Here is a 7,933-nt window from a genome sequence, read left to right as displayed (position 1 = left end):
CGGCGCGTCAGCCTGGCCGACCTCGACCGGATGTATCCGGAGGCCGCGGCCCTGGGGAAGACCGACGAGACCTACCGCAACCGCGCCCGGCGGCTGACCGCTGCCCTGCAATCCCGCCGGCCGGGATGCCTCCTCCTGTGGCGGCACTTTGCCCGGGTGACCCAGGTCGCCCTGGCCCGGGACTTCCACGCCCTGGGCGTGGACTTCGACCTGTGGAAGGGCGAGAGCGACGCCGATCCCCTGATCCCGGAGATGGTCGCCGACCTGGAGGCCCGCGGCCTGCTGGAGGACGACCAGGGTGCCCGGATCGTCCGGGTGGGCCGCCAGGGCGACAAGCGCGACCTGCCCCCCCTGCTGGTGGTGTCCTCCGAGGGCTCGGCCATGTACGGGACGACGGACCTGGCCACCATTCTCGACCGTCGCCGGACCTTCGATCCCGAACAGGTGCTCTACGTCGTCGACCAGCGGCAGGCCGACCATTTCGAAGTGGTGTTCCGCGCCGCCGTCCTGGCCGGCTACGTCGCCGAGGGCCAGCTGGAGCACATCGGCTTCGGCACCATGAACGGGATCGACGGCAAGCCCTTCAAGACCCGGGAGGGCGGGGTTCTGAAGCTGAACGACCTGATCGAGATGACCCGGGACCGGGCGCGCGAGCGCCTGCGCGAGGCGGGGCTGGGCGCGGAGCTGGCTCCCGAGGCCTTCGAGGCGACGGCCCACCAGGTGGCCGTGGCGGCGCTGAAGTTCGCAGACCTGTCGAACTTCCGCGGCACCTCCTACGTCTTCGACCTCGACCGCTTCACCAGCTTCGAGGGCAAGACCGGTCCCTACCTCCTCTACCAGGCCGTGCGCATCAAGTCGGTGCTGCGCCGGGCGGCCGAGCAGGGGCTGGAGGCCGGTGCCCTCCACATCGTTGACCCGTCTGAGCGCGAGCTCGCCCTGCTGCTCGACGCCTTCGACGACGCCCTGGCCGAGGCCTACGACCGCCGGGCGCCGAACCTGGTCGCCGACCATGCCTACCGCCTGGCCCAGGCCTTCTCGCGCTTCTACGCCGCCTGCCCCATCCTGCCAGCCGAGGGCGAGGTGCGCGCCTCGCGCCTGGCCCTGGCGGGAACGGTCCTGCGCCAGCTTGAGCTCTGCCTCGACCTCCTGGGCCTGTCCGCACCCGAGCGGATGTAGGGGGCACCAGGGGCCGCAACCTGTGGACAATCCCGATCCCGGGCCCCGACTCATTGACTCCATGGGGGGTATCGCACACCGTGCGGACGACTCTCGCGGGAGAGACCGGGCTTGTCCCGGAGCCGAAGGCGCAACCGCCCCGGAAACGCTCAGGCAAAAGGACCGCGAAGGCGAAGGAACGCTGGAAAGCAGCGTCGGGTCCATCCCGGCGCTCGCCGAAGGAGCAAGGCCTGCCGGAGACCCTCCGGGCGGCTGAAATCTCTCAGGTGCCAAGGACAGCGGGGGCGAAGCACATCGGCCAGGCCGGTGCGCGATCGTCTGTCGTCGCCGGGAGTCCCTGATGAGCGAACCCGAACTGAAGCGCACGCCCCTGCACGCGGCCCACCTGGCCGCGGGCGCGCGCATGGCGGGCTTCGCGGGCTATGACATGCCCATCCAGTACCCCGACGGGGTGATGAAGGAGCATGCCTGGACCCGGACGTCCGCAGGCCTGTTCGACGTCTCCCACATGGGCCAGGCCCGGATCCTCGGGGCGGACGCAACGGCAGCCTTCGAAGCCGTCACCCCGGGGGATTTCGCGGCCCTGAAGCCTGGGCGGCAAAAGTACTCTGTCCTCCTCAACGACACCGGCGGGATCCTCGACGACCTCATGGCGGCCCGGCCGGACGACCAGGGCCTCTTCATCGTGGTCAACGGGGCCTGCAAGGACGAGGACTTCCGTTTCCTGGATGCGAAGCTGTCCGGCGACGCCCGCCTCGTCCGGATCGAGGACCGCGCCCTCCTGGCCCTGCAGGGACCTGAGGCGGCGGCCGTCCTGGCGGCGCATGTGCCGGCGGCCACCGGCATGGCCTTCATGGACAGTGCTGCCCTGACCGGCTTCGGCGAGGTCGACCTGGTCGTCTCGCGCTCGGGCTACACCGGCGAGGATGGCTTTGAGATCTCCCTGCCGGCTGCCGAGGCACCCCGGGTGTGGGCTGCCCTGCTGTCTGACCCGCGGGTGCGCCCGATCGGCCTGGGCGCCCGGGATTCCCTGCGACTGGAGGCGGGCCTGCCCCTCTACGGCCACGACGTGGATCCCTCGGTGAGCCCCATCGAAGCGGGCTTGGCCTTCGCGCTTTCCCCATCCCGCCGCCGCCGTTGCGACTTCCCCGGCGCAGCCCGGATCCTGGCCGAAGCGTCCGGCGCCCTGACCCGGGCCCGGATTGCCCTGAAGGTGCTGGAAGGCGCCCCCGCCCGGGAGGGCGCGGTGATCGTCGATGCCGATGGCGCCGAGGTCGGCATCGTCACCTCCGGCGGATTCTCGCCCAGTCTTGGGGTGCCCATCGCCATCGGCTTTGCCCCGGCCGCCCTCTGCGCCCCGGGCCAGAGGCTGGGCGTGGTGGTCCGCGGCCGCACCTGGCCCGTCGAGACCACCGACCTGCCCTTTGTTCCCCACCGCTATGTCCGCCGACCCTGAAAGGACCTTTCCCATGCGCTTCACCAAGGACCATGAATGGGTCGCCCTCGACGGCGACGTCGCCACCGTCGGCATCACGGCCTATGCCGCCGAGCAGCTGGGCGACGTGGTCTATGTCGAGACGCCCGAGCCCGGCCGCGGCCTGAAGGCTGGCGAGGGCATGGCGGTGGTCGAGAGCGTCAAGGCCGCCTCCGACGTCTACGCCCCGCTCTCCGGAGAGGTGGTCGAGGCCAACGGCGACCTGTCCGGCGCGCCCGAGACGGTCAATGCCGACCCCGAGGCTGGCGGCTGGTTCGCCCGGGTGCGGATCGCCGACCGGGCCGAGTATGACGCCCTGATGGACCGCGCTGCCTACGACGCCTTCCTGGAGACCCTCTGAGCCATGCGTTACCTCCCGCTGGACGCGGCAGATCGCCGCCACATGCTGGGGGTCATCGGTGCCGCCAGCGCCGACGACCTCTTCGCCGACGTGCCCGCCCCGGCGCGCCTGTCCGCCCCCGTCGACCTGCCCCGCCACGCCGGCGAGATCGAGGTCGAGCGCGAGCTTTCGGCCCTTGCGGCCCTCAACCGGCCGGCCGGCGCCGGGCCCTTCTTCTGCGGCGCGGGTGCCTACCGACACCAGGTCCCGGCCACGGTGGACCACATCATCCAGCGGTCGGAGTTTCTGACCAGCTACACCCCCTACCAGCCTGAGATCGCTCAGGGGACCCTGCAGGTCCTGTTCGAGTTCCAGACCCAGGTTGCCGCCCTTCTGGGCATGGAGGTGGCCAATGCCTCGCTCTACGACGGCTCCACGGCCTGCGCCGAGGCGGTGATGATGTCCCGACGGGTCACGCGCCGACGCAAGGCGGTGCTGTCCGGCGGCCTGCATCCGCACTACGCCGCTGTCACCGCCACCATCGCCACAGCCGAGGGCATGGAGATCGCCCGGCGTCCGGCAGCGGTCGACGCCGAGGCCGACGTCCTGGCGGCCATCGATTCCGAGACCGCCTGCGTGGTTGTCCAGACGCCCAACGTCTTCGGCACAGTGACCGACGTCACCGCCATCGCCGCGGCCGCCCACGCCGCCGGCGCCCTGCTGGTTGTGGTCACAACCGAGGTCGTGGCCCTGGGCCTCCTGAAGCCGCCCGGCGAGATGGGCGCCGACATTGCCGTGGCCGAGGGCCAGTCCCTGGGGGTCGGCCTGAACTTCGGCGGGCCCTATGTGGGTCTCTTCGCCTGCCGGGAGAAGTTCGTCCGCCAGATGCCGGGCCGGCTCTGCGGCGAGACCGTGGACGCCGAGGGCCGCCGGGGCTTCGTCCTGACCCTCTCCACCCGCGAGCAGCATATCCGCCGGGAGAAGGCGACCTCGAACATCTGCACCAATTCCGGCCTCTGCGCCCTGGCCTTCTCGATCCACATGACCCTGCTGGGCGGGACGGGCCTGCGCCGGCTGGCGGAGGTCAACCATGGCCGGGCCCGGACCCTCGCCAAGGCCCTCGGCGCTGTCCCGGGTGTCGAGGTGCTGACGCCGCGGTTCTTCAATGAGGTCGCCGTCCGGGTTCCTGGCTCCGCCGCCGCCTTGGTCGAGGCCCTGGCGGGTGAGGGGATCCTGGCCGGCGTGCCGGTCTCTCGGCTCGACCCCTCGGCGGGCCTGGACGACGTCCTGCTGCTGGCCGCCACCGAGACCACCACCGCCGCCGATATCGACTCCCTTGTCGTCGCCCTGTCCCGGAGGACCCGCGGATGAGCCTGAATTCTGTTGGCCGTCCAACACGGCCCGTTTCCGACACCCCCGGCGCAGGTTTCGCCTCCCTCAGCGGCGGCCGTGGCCTGTTGCAGGACGAGGCCCTGATCTTCGAGCGCAGTTCCTGGACCGGCACGGGGGTCGACCTGCCCGAGCCGGAGGCGGGTACCGAGGACCTTGGCGGACTTGTTCGGGCCGAGCCCCTGCGCCTGCCGGGCCTGTCGGAGCCGGAGACGGTGCGCCACTATGTCCGCCTGAGCCAGAAGAACCACGCCATCGACCTGGCCCTCTATCCGCTGGGCTCGTGCACCATGAAGCACAACCCCCGGCTCAATGAGAAGCTGGCGCGCCTGCCCGGCTTTGCAGACCTGCATCCCCTGGCGCCGGTGTCGGCGGTCCAGGGCGCCCTGGCCCTGATGGACCGTCTGGCCCATTGGCTGAAGACCCTGACCGGCATGCCCGCTGTGGCCCTGTCGCCCAAGGCCGGTGCCCATGGTGAGCTCTGCGGCCTCCTGGCCATCCGCGCCGCTCACGCGGCCCATGGCCAGATCCAGCGCCGGCTGGTCCTCACCCCCACCTCTGCCCACGGCACCAACCCCGCCACGGCGGCCTTTGTCGGCTATGACGTGATGGAGATCGGCCAGACGGCGGACGGGCGGGTCGACCTGGCCGACCTCGCCGCCAAGCTCAACGACGAGGTGGCCGCCATCATGGTCACCAACCCCAACACCTGCGGCCTGTTCGAGCGGGACATCCTGGAGATCTCCCGCCTGACCCATGCGGCGGGGGCCTATTTCTACTGCGACGGTGCCAACTTCAACGCCATCGTCGGCCGGGTCCGGCCTGGCGACCTGGGCGTCGACGCCATGCACATCAACCTGCACAAGACCTTCTCCACCCCCCATGGCGGCGGCGGTCCGGGGTCGGGACCGGTGGTCCTGTCAGAGGCCCTGGCGCCCTTCGCCCCGACCCCCTGGGTCGTTCACGACGGCGAGGGCTTCCGGCTGGTGGAGGAGACCGAGGCCGAGGCGGCCCAGGCCTTCGGGCGCATGACCGCCTTCCATGGCCAGATGGGCATGTTCGTCCGGGCCTACGCCTACATGCTCAGCCATGGCGCCGACGGCCTGCGCCAGGCGGCGGAGGATGCGGTGCTGAACGCCAACTACATCAAGGCCCGCCTGTCCGGCGTGATGAGCGCCGCCTTCCCCGACGGTCCCTGCATGCACGAGGCCCTGTTCGACGATCGATGGTTGGAGGGGACGGGGGTCACCACCCTCGACTTCGCCAAGGCCATGATCGACGAGGGCTTCCACCCCATGACCATGTACTTCCCTCTGGTGGTGCACGGGGCCATGCTGATCGAGCCGACGGAGTCAGAGTCCCTGGCCGAACTCGACCGGTTCTGCGACGCCCTCCTGGGTCTGGCCGGTGCTGCCCTGGCGGGGGATGTGGACCGGTTCACCTCTGCGCCGCACCTGGCGCCCCTGCGTCGCCTGGACGAGACCCTGGCCGCCCGCAAGCCACGCCTGACCTGGCGTCCGGCCGAGCCGGGTGTGGCTCCGGCGCCGCTCGCCGCCGAATAGCGGCCTCCGCCCGCCGGGGGGAGGTCGCCCCCGGGCCCGGACGGCTTTACGCGCCCCGGCCGGGGCCGCATAGCCTTTGTCCTGCCTTCGGCGGGAGTGGTCCGCCACAGGCCCTGATTCGGGGTCAGATGACCGTGGCGCACACTTCTTCGAGTTCGTCTCTGCTGCGCGCCTCCGCCCCCCGGGCGTACGTGTCGGCCGGGGATATGCGCCGGTGCTATTTTCCTGTCGTCGCAGCAGTCCATCTCTCATCCGCAACGCGGACCCGGACCCCTTCCACCCTCTCGTGTCAGCGGAATTGAAGCCTGTGTCCGAGGAGGCACCCAAGGAGAGAAGGTCAGTCTACCGCGAGGCGGACGCCCTGGCGCGCACCATCCTGTCCTGGATCGTACGGATGTCCCTGACCGTGGGCGGGTTGTTCCTGGTGGTGGCGGGGGTGGTGATTGCGCCGCTTCCCGGACCCCTTGGCCTGCCCCTCACGGTCGTTGGCCTGATGATGGTGCTGAGGGGATCCTTCCGGGCCAAGCGGGAGTTCATTCGCTTTCAGAACCGGTATCCCCGGTTCGTCCGGCCCTTCCGCCGGCTCCTACGCCGGGACCCGGAGATCATCCCCTTTGCCTGGCAGCAGTCGCTGAGGATTGAACGCCTGATCCTGCCCAAGCGTTTCCGGTTTCTCGTGAAGACGCGGAAGAAGGCGAAGGGCCGCCGGAAGACGGCGACCTGACGGCCTCAGCCGAGCTTTTCAGCGATAAGGGGAATGGCGCGATCCACCAGGGGATCGGACTTGGCGCCCGCAAGGCGGTCGGCCATGACCCGCTCGGCCATGTGGGCGGCGAGATCCACGGCGGCGGCGCGGACCTCGGCTTCGGCCTGGGCCTCGGCATTGGCAATCTTGCGCTCGGCCAGCAGCTGGCGACGGGCCAGGGACTCTTCCAGCCGGACCTTGGCGTCGGCCTCGTAGGCTCGGGCCTGTTCCTCGGCGGCGGCCAGCATGCCCCGGACCTGAGCCTCGGCTTCCACGCGCTCTGCCTTCAGCTCGGCCAGGAGACGTTCGGCCTCGGCACGGATGCGGGCGGCTTCGTCCAGGTCGTGCTGGATGGTGTCCCGCTTGGCGTCGAGCTGGCCGGCGATCATCTGCGGGGCCTTGGCCACGAAGACGACAATGCCCAGGAAGATCAGCAGGCCGACCCCGACCCAGGTCTCTGCCTGGCTTGGATCGAAGGAGATGTGGAAGGGATTCATCAGGCGGCTCCCTTGACGGCGGCGCGCAGGTCGGCGGCGGAGGCCACCGTCCCGGTCAGGCGCTGGACCATGGCACCGGCCGTCTCGACGGCGATGTCACCGACGCTGGCCATGGCGGAGTCGCGAAGGCCGCGGATGCGGGTCTCGGCGGCGGCCACTTCCTCGGCGATGCGAGCATCGGCCTCGGCCTGGCGGGCAGCGAACTCAGCGTTCGCCTTGGCCTTGGCCTCGGCCGCCACCGTCCGGGCCCGGGTGCGGGCCTGGTCGATCTCGGCGCGGGCCGCTGCGGCCTGGGCGTCCGCCTCATCCTGCACCCTGCGGGCCTCGGCTACCGCCGAGGCGATGGTCTGGGCCCGGGTGTCCTGCACCCTGCGAAGGCGCGGGATGAAGACCCGCGACATGAGGGTGTAGAGGACGATGAAGATCAGCAGCAGCCAGACAATCTGGCCGCCCCAGTACTGGAACTCGAACTGGGGCAGTCCGCCCCCGCCGCCATGTTCGGCGGCCGCGGTTCCGGCGTGCGCGCCCTCCGGGGCCGCGTTTACGGCGTCGGGGACGTGAGGGATTTCTTCGGCGGCCATTTGGCTACGACGTCCTCAGGATGCGGTTTCACCGTCCGACCCGCAGGCCAGCCGGCGTCGCCGCAGGATCAGTTGAACTCAGCCGTACAGGATGAGCACGCCCAGCACGAAGGCCAGGATGCCCAGGGCCTCGGTCAGGGCGGCGCCGAGGATGAGGTTGGTGAACTGG

General features: G+C 70.6%; 8 protein-coding genes and 1 riboswitch. Of the genes, 6 read left to right on the top strand and 2 right to left on the bottom strand.

Annotation, left to right across the window (positions count from 1 at the left end; all coding sequences use genetic code 11):
* The 6 genes from argS to WCJ52_RS09740 all read left to right on the top strand — a co-directional run.
* Window positions 1-1,176: arginine--tRNA ligase (gene argS, locus WCJ52_RS09765; RefSeq protein ID WP_336903115.1), on the top strand; the 1,176-nt coding region annotated here is incomplete at its 5' end.
* Window positions 1,177-1,262: 86 nt separating this feature from the next.
* Window positions 1,263-1,351, top strand: a riboswitch (glycine riboswitch).
* A gap of 165 nt (window positions 1,352-1,516) precedes the next feature.
* Complete coding sequence (gcvT, locus tag WCJ52_RS09760) at window positions 1,517-2,632, top strand: glycine cleavage system aminomethyltransferase GcvT (protein WP_336903114.1); 1,116 nt, start codon at window positions 1,517-1,519, stop codon at window positions 2,630-2,632.
* A 13-nt stretch (window positions 2,633-2,645) separates the two neighbouring features.
* Window positions 2,646-3,011, top strand: a complete 366-nt coding sequence (gene gcvH, locus WCJ52_RS09755; RefSeq protein WP_336903113.1) for a glycine cleavage system protein GcvH — start codon at window positions 2,646-2,648, stop codon at window positions 3,009-3,011.
* A 3-nt stretch (window positions 3,012-3,014) separates the two neighbouring features.
* Window positions 3,015-4,361, top strand: a complete 1,347-nt coding sequence (gene gcvPA, locus WCJ52_RS09750) for an aminomethyl-transferring glycine dehydrogenase subunit GcvPA (protein WP_336903112.1) — start codon at window positions 3,015-3,017, stop codon at window positions 4,359-4,361.
* Complete coding sequence (gene gcvPB, locus WCJ52_RS09745; protein WP_336903111.1) at window positions 4,358-5,941, top strand: aminomethyl-transferring glycine dehydrogenase subunit GcvPB; 1,584 nt, start codon at window positions 4,358-4,360, stop codon at window positions 5,939-5,941. The genes gcvPA and gcvPB overlap by 4 nt, the downstream gene beginning before the upstream one ends.
* 307 nt (window positions 5,942-6,248) lie before the next feature.
* A complete protein-coding gene (locus WCJ52_RS09740) occupies window positions 6,249-6,665 on the top strand; it encodes a hypothetical protein (protein ID WP_336903110.1) in 417 nt (138 codons plus the stop codon).
* A 5-nt stretch (window positions 6,666-6,670) separates the two neighbouring features.
* Here the strand turns inward: WCJ52_RS09740 and WCJ52_RS09735 are convergent, their stop codons facing one another.
* Window positions 6,671-7,183 (bottom strand): ATP F0F1 synthase subunit B, encoded by a 513-nt coding sequence (locus WCJ52_RS09735; protein WP_336903109.1) that lies wholly within the window; start codon window positions 7,181-7,183, stop codon window positions 6,671-6,673.
* The gene (locus WCJ52_RS09730; RefSeq protein ID WP_336903108.1) at window positions 7,183-7,764 is read right to left on the bottom strand and encodes a hypothetical protein; all 582 of its coding nucleotides are present in this window, start codon (window positions 7,762-7,764) and stop codon (window positions 7,183-7,185) included. The genes WCJ52_RS09735 and WCJ52_RS09730 overlap by 1 nt, the downstream gene beginning before the upstream one ends.
* Window positions 7,765-7,933: the final 169 nt, after the last annotated feature.

Source organism: Phenylobacterium sp. (genome assembly GCF_037138395.1).
Lineage (GTDB): Bacteria > Pseudomonadota > Alphaproteobacteria > Caulobacterales > Caulobacteraceae > Phenylobacterium.
Note: the sequence above shows the minus strand (reverse complement) of the source record. Positions and strands in the feature narration are given on the sequence as shown.

Coding starts and splice junctions, on each gene's coding strand:
- gcvPA (WP_336903112.1), top strand. CDS start 3,015: ATGCGTTACCTCCCGCTGGACGCGGCAGATCGCCGCCACATGCTGGGG.
- WCJ52_RS09730 (WP_336903108.1), bottom strand. CDS start 7,764: ATGGCCGCCGAAGAAATCCCTCACGTCCCCGACGCCGTAAACGCGGCC.
- gcvPB (WP_336903111.1), top strand. CDS start 4,358: ATGAGCCTGAATTCTGTTGGCCGTCCAACACGGCCCGTTTCCGACACC.
- WCJ52_RS09735 (WP_336903109.1), bottom strand. CDS start 7,183: ATGAATCCCTTCCACATCTCCTTCGATCCAAGCCAGGCAGAGACCTGG.
- gcvH (WP_336903113.1), top strand. CDS start 2,646: ATGCGCTTCACCAAGGACCATGAATGGGTCGCCCTCGACGGCGACGTC.
- gcvT (WP_336903114.1), top strand. CDS start 1,517: ATGAGCGAACCCGAACTGAAGCGCACGCCCCTGCACGCGGCCCACCTG.